We start from the raw sequence: 20,043 nt of genomic DNA on the forward strand, positions 1-20,043 counted from the left end.
TCCGGCAGTCCACCACGCCCTGACACCGGCCCGCACGCGCCGCCCGCCGAGGGGAACCACATGGCACCACAAGCACCCTTGCTCAGCATGTCCGGCATCACCAAGTCGTTCCCCGGCGTCCGCGCCCTGGACGGCGTCGACCTCGACGTCCAGGCCGGTGAAGTCCACTGTCTGCTCGGCCAGAACGGGGCGGGCAAGTCCACGCTCATCAAGATCCTGGCCGGCGCGCACCAGCCCGACGACGGCACGATCCGCTGGCTCGGCGAGGAGGTCACGCTGCGCTCCCCGATCGCCGCGATGCGCCTCGGTATCGCCACCATCTACCAGGAACTCGACCTGGTCGAGCACCTGTCGGTGGCCGAGAACGTCTACCTGGGCCACGAGCCCACGGCCGCCGGGTTCGTCGTCCGCGCCCGGTCGGCCAAGGCGTCAACTGCCGCTCTCCTCAAGCGACTTGGGCACCCCGAGGTCGATCCGGGCAAGCTGGTCGCCACACTGTCGGCGGCGCAGCGGCAGATCGTGTCGATGGCGCGGGCCCTCTCGCACGACGTCCGGCTGATCGTGATGGACGAGCCGTCCGCCGCGCTCGACCCGGACGAGGTCGACAACCTGTTCCGGATCGTCGCCGACCTCACCGCCGACGGGGTCGCCGTCGTCTACATCTCGCACCGGCTGGAGGAGATCCGCCGGATCGGGGACCGGGTGACCGTCCTCAAGGACGGCCGGGCCGTCGCGGGCGGGCTGCCCGCCGAGTCGACGCCGACACGGGACGTGGTCGCGCTGATGACCGGCCGCAACGTCGAATACGTCTTTCCCGACAAGCCCGTTGACGCACCGTCAGGGACTCCGGTGCTGGAGGTGCGCGGCCTCGCCCGGGACGGCGAGTTCGAGCCCGTCGACTTCGAGGTGCGGGCCGGGGAGATCCTCGGACTCGCGGGCCTGGTCGGCTCCGGGCGCTCCGAGATCCTGGAGACCGTGTACGGCGCCCGCAGGCCGACGGCCGGTCAAGTCCTGGTGGAGGGACGGCAGTTGAGGCCGGGCAGCGTACCGTCCGCCGTGCGCGCCGGACTCGGGCTCGCCCCCGAGGAACGCAAGGCGCAGGCCCTGCTGATGCTCCAGTCCGTCACCCGCAACGTCTCCGTGTCCACCCTCTCCCGCTTCGCGCGGGCCGGCTGGATCGACCGCACCGCCGAACTGGGCGCCGCTCGCGCCGCGACCCGCGAACTCTCCCTGCGGCCCGACAACCCGTCCGTCGCCGTGCGCACCCTCTCCGGCGGCAACCAGCAGAAAGCGGTCCTCGCCCGCTGGCTGCTGCGCGGCTGCAAGGTGCTCCTCCTCGACGAGCCGACGCGCGGCGTCGACGTCGGAGCGCGCGCCGAACTCTACGCCGTCGTACGGCGGTTGGCCGACGAAGGACTGGCCGTGCTGCTCGTCTCCAGCGAGGTGCCCGAAGTCCTCGGCCTCGCCGACCGCGTCCTGGTCCTGCGCGAGGGCCGGGTCGTCCACACCGCCCCCGCCCGCGAACTCGACGAACACCGTGTCCTCGACCTCGTCATGGAAGGAAGCCCCGCGTCATGACGCAGCCCGTCTCCCCGCCGCGGGACAGCGCCGACAAGGTGCCCGCCCTGGACCAACGCCCCGGCTGGCGTGCCGTGCTGGTCCGCGCCGACGTCCGTACGCTCTCCCTGGTCGGCGTTCTCGCCGTCCTGATCGCCATCGGCGGGATCACCAAGCCCGACGAGTTCCTCGACACCCGCAACCTCCAACTCGTCCTCACCCAGGCGTCGGTGATCGGCGTCGTCACCGTCGGCATGACCTTCGTCATCATCTCCGGCGGCATCGACCTGTCGGTGGGCGCGATCGTCGCCCTCTCCTCGGTGTGGGCGACCACCGTCGCCACCCAGGAGTTCGGCTTCGCCGGGATCCTCTTCACCGCCGTCCTCGTCGGCCTCGCCTGTGGGCTCGTCAACGGGGTGCTCATCGCCTACGGCGGGATGGTGCCGTTCATCGCGACGCTCGCCATGCTCGCCTCGGCGCGCGGGCTCGCCCTCCAGATCACCGACGGGCAGACGCAGGTCGTCACCATCGGCAGCGTCCTCGACCTCGGGGAGCGCGACGCGTACGTCCTCGGTATTCCGCCGCTCGTCATGGTGTTCGCGTTCGTGACGGTCGTCGGCTGGCTCCTGCTGAACCGGACCACGTTCGGGCGCCGGGCCGTCGCGGTCGGCGGGAACCCGGAGGCGGCGCGGCTCGCCGGCATCGACGTACGGCGCCAGCGGCTCTACCTCTACCTGCTCTCCGGACTGTGCTGCGGGATCGCCGCCTTCCTGCTGATCGTGCTCGCCGGCTCCGGCCAGAACACCAACGGCAACCTCTACGAACTCGACGCCATCGCCGCCGCGATCATCGGAGGCACCCTGCTCAGCGGGGGGCGCGGCACCATCGTCGGCTCGGTGCTCGGGGTGTTGATCTTCACCACGATCACCAACATCTTCGCCCTGAACAACCTCCAGAGCGACGTCCAGCAGATCGCCAAGGGCGCGATCATCGTCGCCGCCGTCCTGGTCCAGCGCCGTACCGCGAACACGACCTGAGGAAAGGTTCTCACCGCCATGGCACACATCCCCAGCCGCAGAGGGCTGCTCTTCGGGACCGCCGCAGTCTCGGCCGCCGCCGTTCTCACGGCTTGCACCAGCAACGAGACCAGTGACGACAAGGAACAGGCCGCCGACACCAGCGGGCAGCCCGCCGCCGACGACCAGCCCGGCAAGAAGGTCACCGTCGGCTTCGCCGGACCCCAGGCCGACCACGGCTGGCTCAACGCGATCAACGACCAGGCCAAGAAGCGGGCCCAGAAGTACTCCGACGTCACCCTGGAGATCACCGAGGGCTCCAACGACACCGCCCAGCAGATCGGGCAGATCGAGACCCTCATCAACAAGAAGGTCGACGTCCTGGTGATCCTGCCGGCCGACGGCAAGGCCCTCACCCAGGTCGGGCTGAAGGCGATGCGCGCCGGGATCCCCGTCGTCAACCTCGACCGGATCTTCAACACCCCGCAGGCGTACCGCTGCTGGATCGGCGGCGACAACTACGGCATGGGCTTCAACGCCGGGCAGTACATCGGCGAGAAGCTCAAGGGCAAGGCGAACGCGAAGGTCGTCGAACTCGCCGGGATCGACAACCTCGAACTCACCCGGCAGCGCACGCAAGGTTTCGACGACGCGCTGAAGAACTACCCGAACATCCGCAAGGTCGCCCGCCAGGCCGCCGACTTCACCGTCGAGTCCGGACAGGCCAAGATGGCCCAACTCCTCCAGGCCCAGCCCCAGTTCGACGCCCTGTGGAACCACGACGACGACCAGGGCGTGGGCGCCCTGCGCGCCGTCTCGCAGGCCGGGCGCGACGACTTCCTGATGGTCGGCGGCGCGGGCGCGCTCTCCGCGTTCCAGGCCATCAAGCAGGACAACGGCGTCCTCAAGGCGACCGTCCTGTACCCGCCGACGATGGCCGCCTCCGCGATCGACCTCGCCCGCGCCCTCGGCCAGGGCAAGGGCGTCGGCGGGCTCGCCGAGTTCGAGATCCCCGCCTCGATCACCCTGTACTCGGCCGTCGTCGACAAGACCAACGTCGACCAGTACATGTCCACCGGCTTCCGGTGACAGACCCCGCCGGGGCCCGGACGACGGGTCCGGCCGGCTCCGGGTGACGGGCCGGCACGCCTTCGCCTTCGGTGAGAGGCCCCGTACGCCTCGCTGGGAGGCCCGGCACGCCTTGCTGAGAGGCCCGGGAAACCTCGCTGAGAGGCCCGGGACCCTTGCTGGGAGGCCCCGGGCCCGCATCCCCCACCGCGCGCACCACGACGAGGAGGACCACCGCATGGAACAGCCGCAGGAGCCGAGGGAGTCGGCCGGGGAACCCGGGAAGCCGCCGCTGCGCGTCGGCATGGTCGGCTACGCCTTCATGGGCGCCGCCCACTCCCAGGGCTGGCGCACCGTCGGCCGGGTCTTCGACCTCCCCCGCACCCCGGTTCTCGCCGCGATCTGCGGACGCGACCCGGACGCGGTACGCCGGGCCGCCGATCAGCACGGCTGGGAATCCACCGAGACCGACTGGCGCGCGCTGATCGCCCGCGACGACATCGACCTCGTCGACATCTGCACCCCCGGCGACAGCCATGCCGAGATCGCCCTCGCGGCCCTCGCGGCCGGCAAGCACGTGCTGTGCGAGAAACCCCTCGCGAACACCGTCGAGGAGGCCGAGGGGATGGCCCGGGCCGCCGAAGAGGCGTACGGGCGCGGGCAGTTGGCCATGGTCGGGTTCAACTACCGCCGGGTTCCCGCGACCGCGTTCGCCCGGGGGATGGTGGCGGCGGGACGGCTCGGCGTACTGCGCCACGTACGCGTGACGTACCTTCAGGACTGGCTGGTGGACCCGGAGTTCCCGCTCACCTGGCGGCTCCAGAAGGAGCACGCGGGGTCCGGGTCGCTGGGTGACCTCGGCGCCCATATCGTCGACCTCGCCCAGTACCTGGCGGGCGACCGGCTCGCCGGGGTGTCGGCTCTGACCGAGACCTTCGTACGGGAGAGGCCGCTGCCGGGTGGCTCCACGAGCGGCCTCTCCGCCGGGGGGACTTCCTCGGCCACCGGCACTGTCACCGTCGACGACGCCGCCCTGTTCACCGGCAGGTTCGCCTCCGGTGCCCTCGCCTCCTTCGAGGCGACCCGTTACGCCACCGGCCGCAAGAACGCCCTGCGCATCGAACTCAACGGCGAGAAGGGCTCGTTGTGGTTCGACCTGGAGCGGCTCAACGAACTCTGGTTCCACGACGGCACGTTGCCCGACACCGAGGCGGGCTTCCGGCGGATCCTCGTCACCGAGCCCGACCACCCCTACCTCGGTGCCTGGTGGCCGCCGGGCCACGGGCTCGGCTACGAGCACACCTTCGTCCACCAGGCCCGCGACCTCGTCCACGCGATCGCCGAACTCCGGGCGCCCGAGCCGTCGTTCGCCGACGGGCTCCAGGTGCAGCGGGTGCTCGCCGCCGTCGAGGAGAGCGCCGAGAAGAACTCCGTCTACACCCCGGTCAACTGAGGAGGCCCGAACATGCCGCGCCCGTTCACCCTGTTCACCGGCCAGTGGGCCGACCTTCCCCTCGAAGAGGTCTGCCGGCTCGCCCGCGACTTCGGCTACGACGGACTCGAACTCGCTTGCTGGGGCGACCACTTCGAGGTCGACAAGGCCCTCGCGGATCCGTCCTACGTCGACTCCCGGCACCAACTCCTCGACAAGTACGGCCTGAAGTGCTGGGCGATCTCCAACCACCTCGCCGGACAGGCCGTCTGCGACGCCATCATCGACGAACGCCACCAGGCGATCCTGCCCGCCGCGGTGTGGGGGGACGGCGACCCCGAAGGCGTACGGCGCCGGGCCGCCGAGCGGATGCGGGACACGGCTCGGGCCGCCGCCGCGTTCGGGGTCGACACCGTCATCGGGTTCACCGGGTCCGCGATCTGGCACCTCGTCGCCATGTTCCCGCCCGCGCCGGAATCGATGATCGAGCGCGGGTACGAGGACTTCGCCGAGCGCTGGAACCCGATCCTGGACGTCTTCGACGCCGAGGGGGTGCGGTTCGCGCACGAGGTGCATCCCAGTGAGATCGCCTACGACTACTGGACGACTCACCGCGCCCTGGAGGCCGTTGACCATCGGGCCGCGTTCGGGCTGAACTTCGATCCCTCGCATTTCGTGTGGCAGGACCTCGATCCCGTCGGGTTCCTGTGGGACTTCCGGGACCGGATCTACCACGTGGACTGCAAGGAGGCCCGCAGGCGGCTTGACGGCCGTAACGGGCGGCTCGGCTCCCACTTGCCGTGGGGCGATCCGCGGCGTGGCTGGGACTTCGTGTCGGCCGGGCACGGGGACGTCCCCTGGGAGGACGTGTTCCGGATGCTGCGGTCCATCGACTACCAGGGGCCCGTCTCCGTCGAGTGGGAGGACGCGGGGATGGACCGGCTCCAAGGGGCGCCGGAGGCGCTCGCCCGACTCAAGACGTTCGACTTCGAGCCGCCGTCGGCATCGTTCGACGCGGCGTTCTCCAGCTGAGCCGGGTGGGTGGCTGAGCCACTTGGCCACTGAGCCGCTTGGCCGCTGAGCCGGTTGAGGCGGTGAAGTGGCCGAAATTGGCTGATCCACTCGGCCACCGAACCACCGAACCACCGAACCACCGAACCACCGAACCACCGAACCACCGAACCACCCGGTCTGTCCGGGCTGACGGGATCCACGCTCCGTCAGCCCCGTACTCCCCGCCCCGGGATGACGGCGCATCCCGGTGTACGCACTCGCCCGCACCACCCTGGAGGCACCCGTGCACGGGAACGACCCCACCACCCGCACCCCGAGAAGACGCCCCGTCCTGCGCAAGGCGGTCGCGCTGGCGACCGGCGCCCTGCTCGCGGGGGCGTCGCTCACCCTCACCTCACCCGTCGCCGGCGCAGCCGTCGCCCACGACCCCACCCCGGCGCCGTCCGCCGCCGAGGACTTCCAGCAGGTCACCCTCGCCAAGGGCGAGGCGGAGGTCGGCGAGCCGATGTCGCTCGCCGTCCTCCCCGACCGCTCCGTCCTGCACACCTCGCGCGACGGCGAACTCCGCCTCACCGACGCGGCCGGCAACACCCGCCTCAGCGGCAAGCTCGACGTCTACTCCCACGACGAGGAGGGCCTCCAAGGCATCGGCGTCGACCCGCAGTTCAGCTCCAACCGCTTCATCTACCTCTACTACGCACCCAAGTTGAACACCCCGGCCGGCGACGCCCCCGAGACCGGCACCCCCGCCGACTTCGCGCCCTTCGACGGCGTCAACCGCCTCTCCCGGTTCACCCTGAACGCGGACGGCACCCTGAACACGGCCAGCGAGAAGCAGATCCTCGACGTCCCCGCCTCCCGCGGCCTGTGCTGCCACGTCGGCGGCGACATCGACTTCGACGCGGCCGGCAACCTGTACCTGTCGACGGGCGACGACACCAATCCCTTCCAGTCCGACGGGTACGCCCCCCTCGACCAGCGCGAGGGCCGCAACCCCGCCTTCGACGCCCGTCGTTCGGCCGGCAACACCAACGACCTGCGCGGCAAGATCCTGCGCATCAAGGTCAACGCCGACGGCTCGTACACGATCCCCGAGGGCAACCTGTTCGCCCCCGGCACCGCCAAGACGCGCCCCGAGATCTACGGGATGGGCTTCCGTAACCCGTTCCGCTTCAGCGTCGACAAGGCCACCGGCTACCTCTACATCGGCGACTACGGCCCCGACGCGGGCGCCGCCGACCCGGCCCGGGGCCCGGCGGGACAGGTCGAGTTCAACCGCGTCACCGGTCCCGGCAACTTCGGCTGGCCGTACTGCACCGGCGCCAACGACGCCTACAAGGACTACGACTTCGCCACGAAGACGTCCGGCGCGGCCTTCGACTGCAACGCCCCGAAGAACACCTCCCGGCACAACACGGGCCTCGTCGACCTGCCGCCTGCCCAGCCCGCGTGGATCCCCTACAACGGCGCCTCCGTACCGGAGTTCGGCGACGGCTCCGAGTCCCCGATGGGCGGCCCGGTCTACCACTACGACGCGAGCCTCGACTCGCCGGTCAAGTTCCCCGAGGCGTACGACGGGGACTTCTTCGCCGGGGAGTTCGGCCGCCGCTGGATCAAGCGCATCTCCAGCGACGCGAACGGCACCGTCCAGTCCATCAACGACATCCCCTGGTCCGGCACCCAGGTGATGGACATGGCGTTCGGCCCCGACGGCGCCCTGTACGTCCTCGACTACGGCCTCTCCTGGTTCGGCGGCGACGACCACTCGGCGCTGTACCGCATCGAGAACGCGACCGACGGCCACTCGCCCGTGGCGCAGGCAGCCGCCAACAGGACGTCCGGACAAGCCCCGTTGAAGGTGAAGTTCTCCTCGGCCGGGACGACCGACCAGGACGGCGACGCGCTCACGTACAGCTGGGAGTTCGGTGACGGCGCCACCTCGACGTCCGCGAACCCGTCGCACACGTACCGTCGAAACGGCACCTACACCGCGACGTTGACCGCCAAGGACCCCGACGGCCGCACCGGCAGCGCGAGCGTCCAGGTCGTCGTCGGCAACACCGCGCCCACCGTCGTCGTCCAAACTCCCCTGAACGGGCAGCTGTTCAGCTTCGGTGACGCGATCCCGTTCACGGTGAAGGTCGCCGACCCCGAGGACGGCAGGGCCATCGACTGCTCCAAGGTCACCGTCCGCTTCATCCTCGGCCACGACAGCCACGGCCACCCGATCACCTCCGCGACCGGCTGCACCGGCACCCTCCAGACCAGCGCCGACGGCGGCCATGACCCCAACGCCAACATCTTCGGGGTCCTCGACGCCGAGTACACCGACAACGGCGGCGGCGGACAGGCCGCGCTCACCTCGCACGACCAGAACGTCCTCCAGCCCCGCCACCGGCAGGCCGAGCACTACAACAACTCCAGCGGTGTGACGGTGAGTTCACGGACCTCCGCGAACGGTGCGAAGACCGTCGGCTCCATCGAGAACGGCGACTGGATCTCGTTCACGCCGTACGCGCTGCGCAACGCCACCTCGGTGACCGCTCGGGTCGCCTCCGCCGGAGCCGGCGGCACCCTGGAGATCCGTGCGGGATCGGCCAGGGGCACTCTCCTCGGCAAGGCCAAGGTGCCGGTGACCGGCGGCTGGGAGACCTACCAGGACGTCACCGCGAAGCTGTCCCGCGCCCCTCGCGGGACCACCGACCTCTACCTCGTCTTCAAGGGCCGTAGCGGTCAACCCCTGTACGAGATCGACGACTTCGTCTTCACGACGAGCTGAGAGGAAAGCCCCATGATGCGCGCACTGAGCGCGGTCGCGGGCGCCACCCTGCTCCTCGGCGCTCTCGCCGAACCAACCGCCCTGGCCCACCCGGACGATGCGGCGCCCCGCGTCCTCGTCTTCTCCAAGACCGCGGGCTTCCGGCACGACTCCATCCCCGACGGCATCACCGCGATCCGCGAACTCGGCGCCACCAGCGGCGAGTTCAGGGTCGACGCGACCGAGGACGCGACCGCCTTCAACACCGCGAACCTGCGCCGCTACGACGCCGTCGTCTTCCTCTCCACCACCGGGAACGTCCTCGACGAGACCCAACAGGCCGCGTTCGAGGGCTACATACGCAAAGGAGGCGCCTACGCGGGCGTCCACGCCGCCGCCGACACCGAGTACGACTGGCCCTTCTACGGTGGCCTCGTCGGCGCCTACTTCCGCAGCCACCCGGCGATCCAGCCCGCCGACATGGTCGTCGAGGATCACGCCCACCCGGCGACCTCCGGTCTCCCGCCGACCTGGCACCGCACCGACGAATGGTACGACTACCGCTCCAACCCCCGTTCCTCCGTACGGGTGTTGGCGTCCCTGGACGAGTCGTCCTACACCGGCGGCAGCATGAACGGCGACCACCCGATCGCCTGGTGCCAGACCTACCAGGGCGGCCGCGCCTTCTACACCGGCGCGGGACACACCAAGGAGTCGTACACGGACCCGGGTTACCGGGCGCACCTGCTCGGCGGGATCCGGTACGCCATCGGCTCGGCCCAGGCCGACTGCCGGCCGGAGAGCGGCTACACGAAGCTCACCGACGGCGACTGGCGGCAGGCCGGCCCCGGCTCCTTCACCCGCGCCGCCGACGGGACCTGGACGTCGTCCGGCGGAATGGGGCTCCTCTGGTACGCCGGACGCTCCTTCGCCTCGTACTCGCTGAAACTCGACTGGAGGATCACCGGGGACTCCAACTCCGGTGTGTTCGTGGGCTTCCCGCCCTCGGACGAACCCTGGTCCGCCGTCGAGAACGGGTACGAGGTCCAGATCGACGCCACCGACGTGCCCGCGCGCACCACCGGCGCGGTGTACGGGGCCAAGTCCGCCGACCTGAGGAAGCGCGACCGGGCGCTGAATCCGCCGGGGGAGTGGAACACGTACGAGATCCGGGTCGAGGGCGAGCGGCTGCGCGTCTGGCTCAACGGCGTCCGGATCAACGACTACACCAACCGTGACCCGGCGCGCAGTCTGCGCGAGGGGCACATCGGGCTCCAGAACCACGGGCCCGACGACGAGGTGTCGTTCCGCGACATCCGCGTCAAGGAACTGCCCGTCAAGGGCCGTTGAACGGCGGCGGGCGGGAGACGCCGGACTCCCGCCCGCCGTCCCTGTCTCAACTCACGTACACCTCTCAACTCACGTACACGGCAAGGAGGTTGCCATGCCCGACGTAGGCGTGTGGCTGATCGGCGCGCGCGGATCCGTCGCCACGACCGCTGTCGCGGGCTGCGCGGCCGTGACAGCGGGACTCCGTCCCCCGGCCGGACTCGTCACGGAGAAACCGGAGTTCGCGGACGCGGGCCTGCCGCCTCTGACCTCCCTCGTCTTCGGAGGCCACGACATCTCGGACACCCCCCTCGTGAAACGCGCGGAGCAACTGGCGGCGGAGGGCGTACTGCCGGTGGGTCTCGCGGCGGCGGTGGAGTCCGAACTGGCCGCCGCCGACCGGGAGATCAGGGCAGGGTGGGTACGGGGGAGCGGTGTGGCCGGTGGCGTGCGTGCCGAACCAGGGGGAGCGGGCACCGTACATGCCGGTGCCGAACCCGGCACTGGTGACGCGTACGAGACGCCACGACCGTCGGCCCCGGGCGACGCCGACGCCGGACCCAAGGACCCGTCCGCTCTGCTGGAGCGCGACGAACAGCACGTCGCCGCTCTCGCCGCCGACATCCAGGACTTCGTACGGCGCCGGGGGCTCGCCCGGGCGGTCGTCGTGAACGTCGCGTCCACCGAGGCCGCGTCCGACGGGGCCGCCCTGCCGCCGAGTTCGCTCTACGCGGCCGCCGCACTCCGCGCCGGCTGCCCCTACGTCAACTTCACGCCCTCCACGGGGCTGCACCACCCCGCACTCGCGGGACTCGCCGAGGCGAGCGGGCTGCCGTACGCCGGGCGGGACGGGAAGACCGGGCAGACCCTGCTGCGGTCCGTCCTCGGGCCGATGTTCAACCGGCGTGCGCTGGAGGTCCGTTCCTGGTCCGGGGTGAACCTCCTCGGCGGCGGGGACGGCGCCGCGCTGGCCGACCCCGGGGCCGCCGCCGCGAAGAACGCCGGCAAGGAGCGGGTCCTCGCGGACACGCTGGGCACGGTCCCGGAAGGCCGCGTCCACATCGACGACGTACCCGCCCTCGGCGACTGGAAGACCGCGTGGGACCACATCGCCTTCGACGGCTTCCTCGGCACGCGGATGACCCTCCAGACGACCTGGCAGGGCTGCGACTCGGCCCTCGCCGCGCCCCTGATCCTCGACCTCGCGCGTCTGCTGCTCCGAGCCCACGAACGGGGCCTGTCCGGCCCGCTGCCCGCACTGGCCTTCTTCTTCAAGGACCCGGTGGGGGAGGCACCCGCGGGACTGGAGGAACAGTGGGCGGAACTGGCCGGGTTCGCGAGGGAGTTGGGCCCGACCGACGCTGTCGCCGAACGAGGGCCCGGGACAGGCGGTGAAGAAGCGTGAACGGAGACGGGAGGCGAGGGAGGGACGGCGGGCGTGCGGGCGCCGAGGCGGAGAGAACCGCTACGCGCGAGAGCAGGACCGAGGAGAGTCGTGCCCCCGAGGCGGACGGCCGTCACTCTCCCCGCGCCGGGACCGATCCGGGCAGCGCCGCGTACGGCGCCGAAGACCGGGCGAGCAGAACACCGCAGGCCGGGAACGCTCACCCCTCCGCCTCCCGCTCTCCGGCCCGCAGTGAGGCGAACTCCTCGCCCTCCCTCTCCCGGCCCCCGGCCCGCACCGAGGCGGACCCCTCGCCCTCCGCGTCCCGCTCTCCGGCCCGCAGTGAGGCGAACTCCTCGCCCTCCCTCTCCCGGCCCCCGGCCCGCAGCAAGACGGACCCCCCGTCCCCCGCCTCCCATCCCCCCACCCACCACGCGCCGGACGCCCCCTTCCTCCCCGAGCCCCCGGCCCCTCACCCCCTCCGCTTCGGATACGGCACCAACGGCCTCACCGATCTCCGGATCGACGACGCCCTCGCTCTCCTCGCCGACCTCGGTTACGACGGTGTCGGGCTGACCCTCGACCACATGCACCTCGACCCCTTCGCACCGGACCTCGCGGCCCGTACCCGGCGGCTCGCTCGGCGGCTGGACGCGCTGGGGCTGGCGGTGACCGTGGAGACGGGGGCCCGGTACGTCCTGGACCCGCGTCGCAAGCACGGGCCTTCGCTGATCGACGCCGACCCGCGGGACCGCGCTCGCCGGACCGGCCTTCTGGTGCGTGCGCTGGACATCGCCGAGGAGCTGGGCGCGGAGGCCGTCCACTGCTTCAGCGGAGTCCTCCCCGGGGCCACCCCCGAGGACACGGCGTGGAAACGGCTCACGGAGAGCCTCGCCCCCGTTCTGGACCGGGCCGCCGGCGCGGGCATCCCCCTCGCGATCGAACCCGAACCGGGCCACCTCCTCGCCACCCTCGCCGACTTCCACCACCTGCGCGGCCTGCTGGGCGACCCCGCGCCCCTGGGCCTCACCCTCGACCTCGGTCACTGCCAGTGCCTGGAACCCCTCCCGCCCGCCGACTGCGTCCGCGCCGCCGCGCCCTGGCTGCGGCACGTCCAGATCGAGGACATGCGCCGGGGCGTCCACGAACACCTCCCCTTCGGCGAGGGCGAGATGGACTTCCCGCCCCTGCTCGCGGCCCTCGCCGGGACCGGATACGGCGGCCTGACCGTCGTGGAGCTGCCCCGCCACTCCCACGCGGGCCCGCACCAGGCCACCCGCTCCCTCCCGTTCCTCAAGGCCGCGGCCACCCTCTGAAGGAGGCCCCCCGATGCCCCACCCGCACGACACCCCGCACCACCCGGCCTCCGAGCACCCCCCGCACCCCACAGCCGCACCCCCTTCGCCCGCTCCCCACCCCGGCGTCGCATCCGCCACCCCCGCACACCCCGACCCCCCGTCCCCCGCCCACACCCCTCCCGCCACCCTCCTCGACCACCTCCGCACCCACCTGCCCCCCACCCCCCGCGCCTGGCTGGACCAAGCCCTCACCCAACCCCCTTCCTGGGAGCGCCACTTCACCGAAGCCGCCCGCCGCTGCGGCCCCCGGTACGCCGACGCCGCCCGGGTCCTCCTCCTGCACGCGGCCCACCCGGACACCCCCGCCCTGACCCGCGTGTACTTCCAGGGCACCGCGGCCGAACGCCGCGCGGTCCTGCACGCGCTCCCGCACCTCACCGAGACCCCCGACGCCCTCCCCCTCGTGGAGGACGCCCTGCGCACCAACGACACGAGCCTCGTCGCCGCCGCGCTGGGCCCGTACGCCGCCCGGCACCTGGACGCGCACGCCTGGCGGCACTCCGTACTGAAGTGCCTGTTCACCGGCGTTCCCGTGACCGAGGTGGCCGGCCTGGAGGAGCGGGCCCGGGGGGACAGGGAACTCGCGCGGATGCTCCACGACCAGGCGGCGGAACGCACCGCCGCGGGCCGCCCCGTGCAGCAGGACCTGCGCCGCGTCCTGACCCTGGCCGAAGCCCCCCGACGGACGGAGCCGTGATGCGCCTCTTCGACCCCCACATCCACATGACGTCCCGCACGACGGACGACTACGAGGCCATGTACGCCGCCGGAGTCCGCGCCCTCGTGGAGCCCGCGTTCTGGCTGGGCCAGCCCCGCACCTCCCCGCAGAGCTTCTACGACTACTTCGACGCCCTCCTCGGCTGGGAACCCTTCCGCGCGGCCCAGTACGGCATCGCCCACCACTGCACGATCGCCCTGAACCCGAAGGAGGCCAACGACCCCCGCTGCACACCGGTCCTGGAGGAACTGCCCCGCTACCTCCTCAAGGACCACGTCGTGGCCGTCGGGGAGATCGGCTACGACAGCATGACCCCCGCCGAGGACACCGCGCTCGCCACTCAGCTCCAGCTCGCCGCCGACCACGGCCTGCCCGCCCTCGTGCACACCCCGCACCGCGACAAGCTCGCGGGCCTGCGCCGCACCCTCGACGTACTCCGCGAATCCGAACTTCCCCCGGAACGCGTCCTGTTGGACCACCTGAACGAGACGACGGTGACGGCGGCCCTGGACAGCGGCTGCTGGCTCGGCTTCTCCGTCTACCCGGACACCAAGATGGACGAGAAGCGCACGGTCACCCTCCTGCGCCGCCACGGCCTCGACCGCATGCTCGTCGACTCGGCGGCGGACTGGGGCAGAAGCGACCCCCTCAAGACGCGCGCGGTCGCCGACCTGATGCTCGCGGAGGGGTTCACCGAGGACGACGTGGACCGCGTCCTGTGGCGCAACCCCGTCGCGTTCTACGGCGCGAGCGGCCGCCTCAGCCTCGACGTCGTCGCCCCCGAGCCCACCCACGAGGGCAACTCCGTGCTGCGCGGCGGGGAGTGACCGATGCGCTTCCGCCACCCCGACGGCTCCACCGTCCACCTCGCCTACTGCACCAACGTCCACCCCGCGGAGACGCTCGACGGCGTCCTCGCCCAGCTCCGCGACCACTGCGAGCCGGTCCGCCGCCGCCTCGGCCGCGACCGCCTCGGCATCGGCCTGTGGCTCGCCCGGGACGCCGCGCACACCCTGGACACCGACCCGTCCGCCCTGCGCACGCTGCGCACCGCCCTCGACCGGCGGGGCCTGGAGGTCGTCACCCTCAACGGCTTCCCCTACGACGGGTTCGGCACCGGCGAGGTCAAGTACCGCGTGTACAAGCCGGACTGGGCCGACCCGGAGCGCCTCGACCACACCACCGCCCTCGCCCGCGTCCTCGCCGGCCTGCTGCCCGACGACGTCACCGAGGGCAGCGTCTCCACCCTGCCGCTTGCCTGGCGCACCGACCTGGACGAGGAACGCGGCGACAAGGCGCGCACCGCGCTGCGCACGCTCGCCGAACGCCTCGACGCGCTGGAGGAACTGACGGGCCGGCCCGTACGCGTGGGACTCGAACCCGAGCCCGGCTGCGTCGTCGAGACCACCGCCGACGCCCTCGCCCCGCTCGCCGAGATCGCGCACCCCCGCATCGGGATCTGCGTCGACACCTGCCATCTCGCCACCTCCTTCGAAGATCCGCACACCGCCCTGGACGCCCTGGCCGAAGCCCGTGTCCCCGTCGTCAAGTCCCAGCTCTCCGCCGCCCTGCACGCCGAGCGGCCCGACCTCCCCGCCGTCCGCGAGGCCCTCGCCGCCTTCGACGAACCCCGCTACCTGCACCAGACCCGCACCGTCACCGCCACCGGCTCCCTGACCGGCACCGACGACCTCGCGGAAGCGCTCACCACCGAGGCCCTGTCCCGGACGGCGCCCTGGCGTGCCCACTTCCATGTCCCGCTGCACGCGACCCCCGCCGCGCCCCTCACCTCCACGCTCCCCGTCCTGCGCGCCGCGCTGACCCGCCTCGTCGGCGGACCGCACCCGCTCACCCGGCATCTCGAAGTCGAGACCTACACCTGGCAGACCCTCCCTCCCGCGCTGCGGCCCCGCACCCGCGCCCAGCTCGCCGACGGCATCGCCGCCGAACTGGCCCTGGCCCGCGACCTCCTGACCGGCCTGGGCCTCAGGGAACTCCCCTGAGACCCCCGCCGAACCCCGGCCGCCGTCCCGTCCGGCCGCCGTGACTCAACGTAACCACACACCACTGACAACGGGGCCCCGCCCATCGGGCAGCCCCGTCCTCCGCCGGACGAACCCCAGGTCACCGGCCGGAGAACCGATACGCCACCCCCTGTGGAAAACCCGCACAACCGACCCGAAAGCGAGACACCGTGACCGCGTTCAACGACGAATCCGGCACCGGCGAGGCCCTGCGCCGCACCCTCGGCATCGGCCGCCGACGCTTCCTCAGCACCTGCACCGCCGTCGCGGGCGCCGCGATAGCCGCCCCCGTCATCGGCGCCCCGCCGGCCGCCGCCCAGGACCTCGGCAGAGGCCAGAGCCACGGGCAGGGGCACGGCCACGGACACGGCCGTGACGTCCTCGTCCCCGCCCACCGGCGCGGCATCATCCTCTACACCGTCCGCGACGCCACCGGTCGCGACCCGCTCGCCTCCGACCTGCCCTCCGGCTTCCGCGAGGTCTTCAAGCAGCTCTCCCGGTACGGCTACCGGCAGGTCGAGTTCGCCGGGTACGGGCAGCACGCGAACGCCCCCGGCGGGGCGAGCCTGGAGTCTGTGCAGGGTGCCCGGCTGCTGCGGTCCTGGCTCGACCAGTACGGGCTGAGCGCCCGCGGCAACCACGGCTACATCCCGCCGTCCTGGCCGTTCGTCCCCGCCGAACTGGACACGTTCAAGAAGCACCTGGAGATCGCGAACATCCTCGGCATGCCCCACATGGGCACCGGCGGCGACCCCACCGGCAGCGCGTACAGGGCGGACTGGGACGTCGCCGCCGACAAGTGGAACGCCCTCGGCGCGATCGCCCAGCGCGCGGGCATCAAGCTCTACACCCACAACCACGACGCCGCCTACAACTTCCTCCTCGACTCCGGCCCCCTCGACGCGCAGGGCAAGCCGACCCGCAGCTCCGGCATCCGCAGGCTGGAGTACTTCCTCAAGGCCACCGACCCCCGGCGCGTCTGGCTGGAGCTGGACGTCTTCTGGGCCCACGTCGCCCAGTACAAGTTCCACACGTACACCGCCCCCGACGGCTCCACCCGCGAGAAGGTCTTCGACCCCGCCGCCGTCGTCGTCCGCAACAGCCGCCGCTACCCCCTGTTCCACGCCAAGGACGGCACCGTCAACACCACCAACGGCATGGGTTACGACATGGTCGCCTTCGGCACCGGCGACATCGACTACACCACGTTCTTCTCCCGCATAGGCGACCCCAACTCCCGCAACCCGATGGTCGAACAGGACAACGCCCCCAGCGCCACCGACCCCGCCCAGTCCCTGACGTACGCCCGCATCGGCTACGACAACCTGGCCTCCCTCAGGGGAACCTGCCGCTGACACCTCCCCGCGCGCACGCGTGAGGCGCTCTCCGGGACCCACCTCCCGGGGAGCGCCTCAGGCGTGGGACCTCCGCCCCTACCCGGTGGCCGGCCTCGCCCGTCCCGGCTGCCGCAGCAGCAGTGCCACCGCCGCCGCGGCCATCGACACGCCTCCCGCGAGCGCGTACGCGCCGTCGTACCCCCAGGAGGAGACGACGAGGGAGCCGAGACCGCCCCCGAACAGACCGCTGACCAGCTTCCCGCTGTACACCAGCCCGTAGTTGGTCGCGTTGTAGTTCTCCCCGAAGTAATCGGGTGTGAGCGCCGCGAACAGGGGGTAGAACGCGCCCCCGCCGAACCCGGAGAGGAACGCGAAGAACAGGAACAGGGCCTCACTGCGCACATGGCCCGCCCAGATGACGCCGAACTGGGCGAGACCGAGGACGACGATCACGAACACCAGCGCGGGCTTGCGGCCCCAGCGGTCGGAGAGCCAGCCGACGACGCCGCGCCCGACGCCGTTGACGACCGCCATGACCCCCATCGAGGAGGCGGCGACGAGCGGCCCGAAACCGACCTCCTTGGCGTAGTCGACCTGGAAGGAGATCCCGAAGATCGACACGCCCGCGGTCAGTACGACGGACAGCCACATCAAAGGCAGCATGCCGGTGCGGACGGCCTCCTTGGGGGTGAACTGCCGTACGGCGGGCGGGTTCTTCGCGAGGCTCGCCGCGTCCCTCGACCCCGCGTGGGTGAGCGGATCGACGTCGGCGGGCCACCAGTTCTTCGGCGGGTCCTTGAAGAAGAACGCGCACCCGAACACCACGATCATGATGTAGCAGCCGATCAGGTCGAGCACCCGGTGGTAGTTCGCGGTGTCGAAGCCGTAGTTGAAGATGAAGATGAACGGCAGCGACCCGTACGCGAACCCGCCGTTGACGAACCCGGTCCGCGCCCCGCGCCGCTCGGGGAACCACTTGCCGACCATGTTGATGCAGGTCGCGTAGACGAGCCCGGCCCCGATCCCGCCGACCACGCCGAAGCCCAGAACGGCCAGCAGGACGTCGTCGAGGTGCGAGAGGGCCAGGAACCCCACGAGACACAGTCCTGAGCCCGCGTACATGGCCTGACGGGCCGTGAGGAGGCCCTTCTCGCGCAGCCAGCCGGCCGGGAAGGCGACGCCGGCCTGGAAGAACACCCAGACGCTGAGGATCCAGAACGTGTTCGACTGCGTCCAGCCGTGCGCGTGGGAGAGCGTGTCCTCCGCGGAGCCGTACGCGTACTCGAAGACGCTGATCGCCATCATCGCGAGCCACGGCAGCCAGATCATCAGCCTGCGGGAGTGACCGAGGATGTCCCGGTCGGTCTCGCCCACCCGGTACACGCGCCCGCGCGCGTCGGTCACCTCACGGTAGGAGCGCTCCCGCGAGGACTGTGCTGCGTACGGATCTGCCGTCATGTCAGGCCATTTCCTCACCGAGCGGATGCGGATTGGGGACGATGCGACGCTTCACGTGCGGTCTGCCCGGCGCCCTCAGGAACAGCGCCAGCACCGCGGACGCCAGCCCGATCCCGCCCGCCAGCGCGAACGCGCCCTCGTAGTCCCAGGCGCCGACGACGATCGAGCCGACACCGGAGCCCACGAGACCGGAGACGAGCTTGGAGCTGTAGACCATCCCGTAGTTGCTGGCGTTGTTGTTCTCGCCGAAGTAGTCGGCCGTCATCGCGGCGAACAGCGGGAAGATCGCGCCCCCGCCGAACCCGGAGACCATGGAGCAGAACAGGAAGAACGGCATGCTGCCCATCTGGCCGGAGACCAGCACCCCGAACTGCGCGGTGCCCAGCACCACACACACGACGACCAGCGTGTTGCGGCGCCCGTACCGGTCGGAGATCCAGCCGATCACCCCGCGCCCGGTGCCGTTGACGATCGCCTTCAGGGACATCGCCGTGGCCACGATCCCGCCCGCGAACCCCATGTCCTTGCCGAACGGCACCTGGAAGGCGATCCCGAAGATGTTGATCCCGGCCGTGCACAGCAGGCAGAACCACATCATCCACAGCACGGGCGTGCGCGCCGCCTCCCGGGGCGTGTACTGCCGGATCGCGGGCGGGTTCTTCTGCAGCGCCCGGCGGATCTTCGGGTCGTCGGTCATCCGCAGCGGGTCGACGCCGGCGGGCCACCAGTTCTTCGGCGGATCCTTGAAGAACCACCCCGCGAACGCGACCACCGAGCAGCACACCAGCCCCACCGCGACCAGCACGCCCTTGTAGTTGCTCAGGTCCATGTACGACGTGAACAGGAACACGAACGGCACCGAACCGTAGGCGAAACCGCCGTTGACCATGCCGGTCTTGCCGCCCTTGCGCTCCGGATACCACTTGCCGACCATGTTCACGCAGGTCGCGTAGACCAGGCCGGCACCGATGCCGCTGCACATCCCGAAGCCCAGATAGGCGACGACGACGTGCGGCGCGTACGCCAGCGACACATAGCCCAGCACCGTGCCCAGCGCGCCGAGCAGCATCGCGTACCGCGCGGGCAGCCGCCCGCTCTCCCGTAATCTCCCCGCGGGGAAGGCCACGGCCGCCTGGAAGAACACCCAGACGCCCATCAGCCAGAAGATGTGCCCGCTGCTCCACAGATGCGCGTCGTGGAGCGTGTCCTCGGCGGACGTGAACGCGTACTCGGAGGAGCTGATCCCCAGCATGCCCATCCACGGGAACAGCACCATCGTCCAGCGGGGCCGCCCCATGACGTCCCGGTCGCTCTCCCCGATCCGGTACACGCGCCCGTGCCGGTCCGTCACCTCCCTGTAGGGAACGGCGGCGGAGTCGTACTTCGTGGTCTTCATCTGATGTGCACCCCTTGGCGTCGAAAGAACCGGCTGCCGTCCGTGGCCCATGCCTTCCGTGCGCGAACGGGTCCCGGGGCCGGCCCCCCCCCCCCCGCCGGCGGCCCCCCCCCCCCCCCCCCCCAGCACCCCCCCCCCCCCCCCCCCCCCCCCCCGCCCCCCCGGACCCCGCCCCCCCCCCCGCCCCCCCCCCC

General features: G+C 71.5%; 14 protein-coding genes and 1 pseudogene. 13 read left to right on the forward strand and 2 right to left on the reverse strand.

Going from position 1 to position 20,043, the window contains the following annotated elements; all coding sequences use genetic code 11:
- Positions 1-60 precede the first annotated feature (60 nt).
- The 13 genes and pseudogenes from ACLZOT_RS18540 to ACLZOT_RS18600 all read left to right on the forward strand — a co-directional run bounded on the left by ACLZOT_RS18540 (position 61) and on the right by ACLZOT_RS18600 (position 17,013).
- A complete protein-coding gene (locus tag ACLZOT_RS18540; protein WP_416970050.1) occupies positions 61-1,578 on the forward strand; it encodes a sugar ABC transporter ATP-binding protein in 1,518 nt (505 codons plus the stop codon).
- Positions 1,575-2,594, forward strand: a complete 1,020-nt coding sequence (locus ACLZOT_RS18545; RefSeq protein WP_416970051.1) for an ABC transporter permease — start codon at positions 1,575-1,577, stop codon at positions 2,592-2,594. Before ACLZOT_RS18540 ends, ACLZOT_RS18545 begins: the two co-directional genes overlap by 4 nt.
- An 18-nt stretch (positions 2,595-2,612) precedes the next feature.
- Positions 2,613-3,662 carry a substrate-binding domain-containing protein gene (locus ACLZOT_RS18550; protein ID WP_416970052.1) on the forward strand — a complete coding sequence of 350 codons (1,050 nt, stop codon included), beginning with the start codon at positions 2,613-2,615 and terminating at the stop codon, positions 3,660-3,662.
- A gap of 217 nt (positions 3,663-3,879) precedes the next feature.
- Complete coding sequence (locus tag ACLZOT_RS18555) at positions 3,880-5,094, forward strand: Gfo/Idh/MocA family protein (RefSeq protein ID WP_416970053.1); 1,215 nt, start codon at positions 3,880-3,882, stop codon at positions 5,092-5,094.
- Between the two features lie 12 nt (positions 5,095-5,106).
- On the forward strand, positions 5,107-6,105 hold the full coding sequence (locus ACLZOT_RS18560) for a sugar phosphate isomerase/epimerase family protein (RefSeq protein WP_416970054.1): 999 nt from the start codon (positions 5,107-5,109) through the stop codon (positions 6,103-6,105).
- A 265-nt stretch (positions 6,106-6,370) separates the two neighbouring features.
- Entirely contained in the window at positions 6,371-8,866 is a 2,496-nt protein-coding gene (locus ACLZOT_RS18565; RefSeq protein ID WP_416970079.1) for a PQQ-dependent sugar dehydrogenase, read from the forward strand.
- Between the two features lie 15 nt (positions 8,867-8,881).
- A complete protein-coding gene (locus ACLZOT_RS18570; protein ID WP_416970080.1) occupies positions 8,882-10,195 on the forward strand; it encodes a ThuA domain-containing protein in 1,314 nt (437 codons plus the stop codon).
- A 94-nt stretch (positions 10,196-10,289) separates the two neighbouring features.
- Positions 10,290-11,579 (forward strand): inositol-3-phosphate synthase, encoded by a 1,290-nt coding sequence (locus tag ACLZOT_RS18575; RefSeq protein WP_416970055.1) that lies wholly within the window; start codon positions 10,290-10,292, stop codon positions 11,577-11,579.
- A 500-nt stretch (positions 11,580-12,079) separates the two neighbouring features.
- A pseudogene (locus ACLZOT_RS18580) lies at positions 12,080-12,865 on the forward strand (sugar phosphate isomerase/epimerase family protein); the annotation flags it as partial.
- Positions 12,866-12,887: 22 nt separating this feature from the next.
- On the forward strand, positions 12,888-13,613 hold the full coding sequence (locus ACLZOT_RS18585; protein ID WP_416970056.1) for an EboA domain-containing protein: 726 nt from the start codon (positions 12,888-12,890) through the stop codon (positions 13,611-13,613).
- Positions 13,613-14,461 carry a TatD family hydrolase gene (locus ACLZOT_RS18590; protein WP_416970057.1) on the forward strand — a complete coding sequence of 283 codons (849 nt, stop codon included), beginning with the start codon at positions 13,613-13,615 and terminating at the stop codon, positions 14,459-14,461. Before ACLZOT_RS18585 ends, ACLZOT_RS18590 begins: the two co-directional genes overlap by 1 nt.
- A 3-nt stretch (positions 14,462-14,464) precedes the next feature.
- The gene (eboE, locus tag ACLZOT_RS18595) at positions 14,465-15,637 is read left to right on the forward strand and encodes a metabolite traffic protein EboE (RefSeq protein ID WP_416970058.1); all 1,173 of its coding nucleotides are present in this window, start codon (positions 14,465-14,467) and stop codon (positions 15,635-15,637) included.
- A 191-nt stretch (positions 15,638-15,828) separates the two neighbouring features.
- Positions 15,829-17,013 (forward strand): sugar phosphate isomerase/epimerase family protein, encoded by a 1,185-nt coding sequence (locus ACLZOT_RS18600; RefSeq protein ID WP_416970059.1) that lies wholly within the window; start codon positions 15,829-15,831, stop codon positions 17,011-17,013.
- A gap of 78 nt (positions 17,014-17,091) precedes the next feature.
- Here ACLZOT_RS18600 and ACLZOT_RS18605 read toward each other — a convergent pair whose 3' ends face one another.
- A complete protein-coding gene (locus ACLZOT_RS18605; RefSeq protein WP_416970060.1) occupies positions 17,092-18,453 on the reverse strand; it encodes an OFA family MFS transporter in 1,362 nt (453 codons plus the stop codon).
- A 1-nt stretch (position 18,454) separates the two neighbouring features.
- Positions 18,455-19,849, reverse strand: a complete 1,395-nt coding sequence (locus ACLZOT_RS18610; RefSeq protein WP_416970061.1) for an OFA family MFS transporter — start codon at positions 19,847-19,849, stop codon at positions 18,455-18,457.
- Positions 19,850-20,043 lie beyond the last annotated feature (194 nt).

The organism is Streptomyces sp. 4F14, from assembly GCF_048159485.1.
Lineage (GTDB): Bacteria > Actinomycetota > Actinomycetes > Streptomycetales > Streptomycetaceae > Streptomyces.

Bases quoted from the DNA above. Each gene is read 5' to 3' on its own strand.
- ACLZOT_RS18540 (WP_416970050.1), top strand. From the start codon at position 61: ATGGCACCACAAGCACCCTTGCTCAGCATGTCCGGCATCACCAAGTCG.
- ACLZOT_RS18545 (WP_416970051.1), top strand. From the start codon at position 1,575: ATGACGCAGCCCGTCTCCCCGCCGCGGGACAGCGCCGACAAGGTGCCC.
- ACLZOT_RS18550 (WP_416970052.1), top strand. From the start codon at position 2,613: ATGGCACACATCCCCAGCCGCAGAGGGCTGCTCTTCGGGACCGCCGCA.
- ACLZOT_RS18555 (WP_416970053.1), top strand. From the start codon at position 3,880: ATGGAACAGCCGCAGGAGCCGAGGGAGTCGGCCGGGGAACCCGGGAAG.
- ACLZOT_RS18560 (WP_416970054.1), top strand. From the start codon at position 5,107: ATGCCGCGCCCGTTCACCCTGTTCACCGGCCAGTGGGCCGACCTTCCC.
- ACLZOT_RS18570 (WP_416970080.1), top strand. From the start codon at position 8,882: ATGCGCGCACTGAGCGCGGTCGCGGGCGCCACCCTGCTCCTCGGCGCT.
- ACLZOT_RS18575 (WP_416970055.1), top strand. From the start codon at position 10,290: ATGCCCGACGTAGGCGTGTGGCTGATCGGCGCGCGCGGATCCGTCGCC.
- ACLZOT_RS18585 (WP_416970056.1), top strand. From the start codon at position 12,888: ATGCCCCACCCGCACGACACCCCGCACCACCCGGCCTCCGAGCACCCC.
- ACLZOT_RS18590 (WP_416970057.1), top strand. From the start codon at position 13,613: ATGCGCCTCTTCGACCCCCACATCCACATGACGTCCCGCACGACGGAC.
- eboE (WP_416970058.1), top strand. From the start codon at position 14,465: ATGCGCTTCCGCCACCCCGACGGCTCCACCGTCCACCTCGCCTACTGC.
- ACLZOT_RS18605 (WP_416970060.1), bottom strand. From the start codon at position 18,453: ATGACGGCAGATCCGTACGCAGCACAGTCCTCGCGGGAGCGCTCCTAC.
- ACLZOT_RS18610 (WP_416970061.1), bottom strand. From the start codon at position 19,849: ATGAAGACCACGAAGTACGACTCCGCCGCCGTTCCCTACAGGGAGGTG.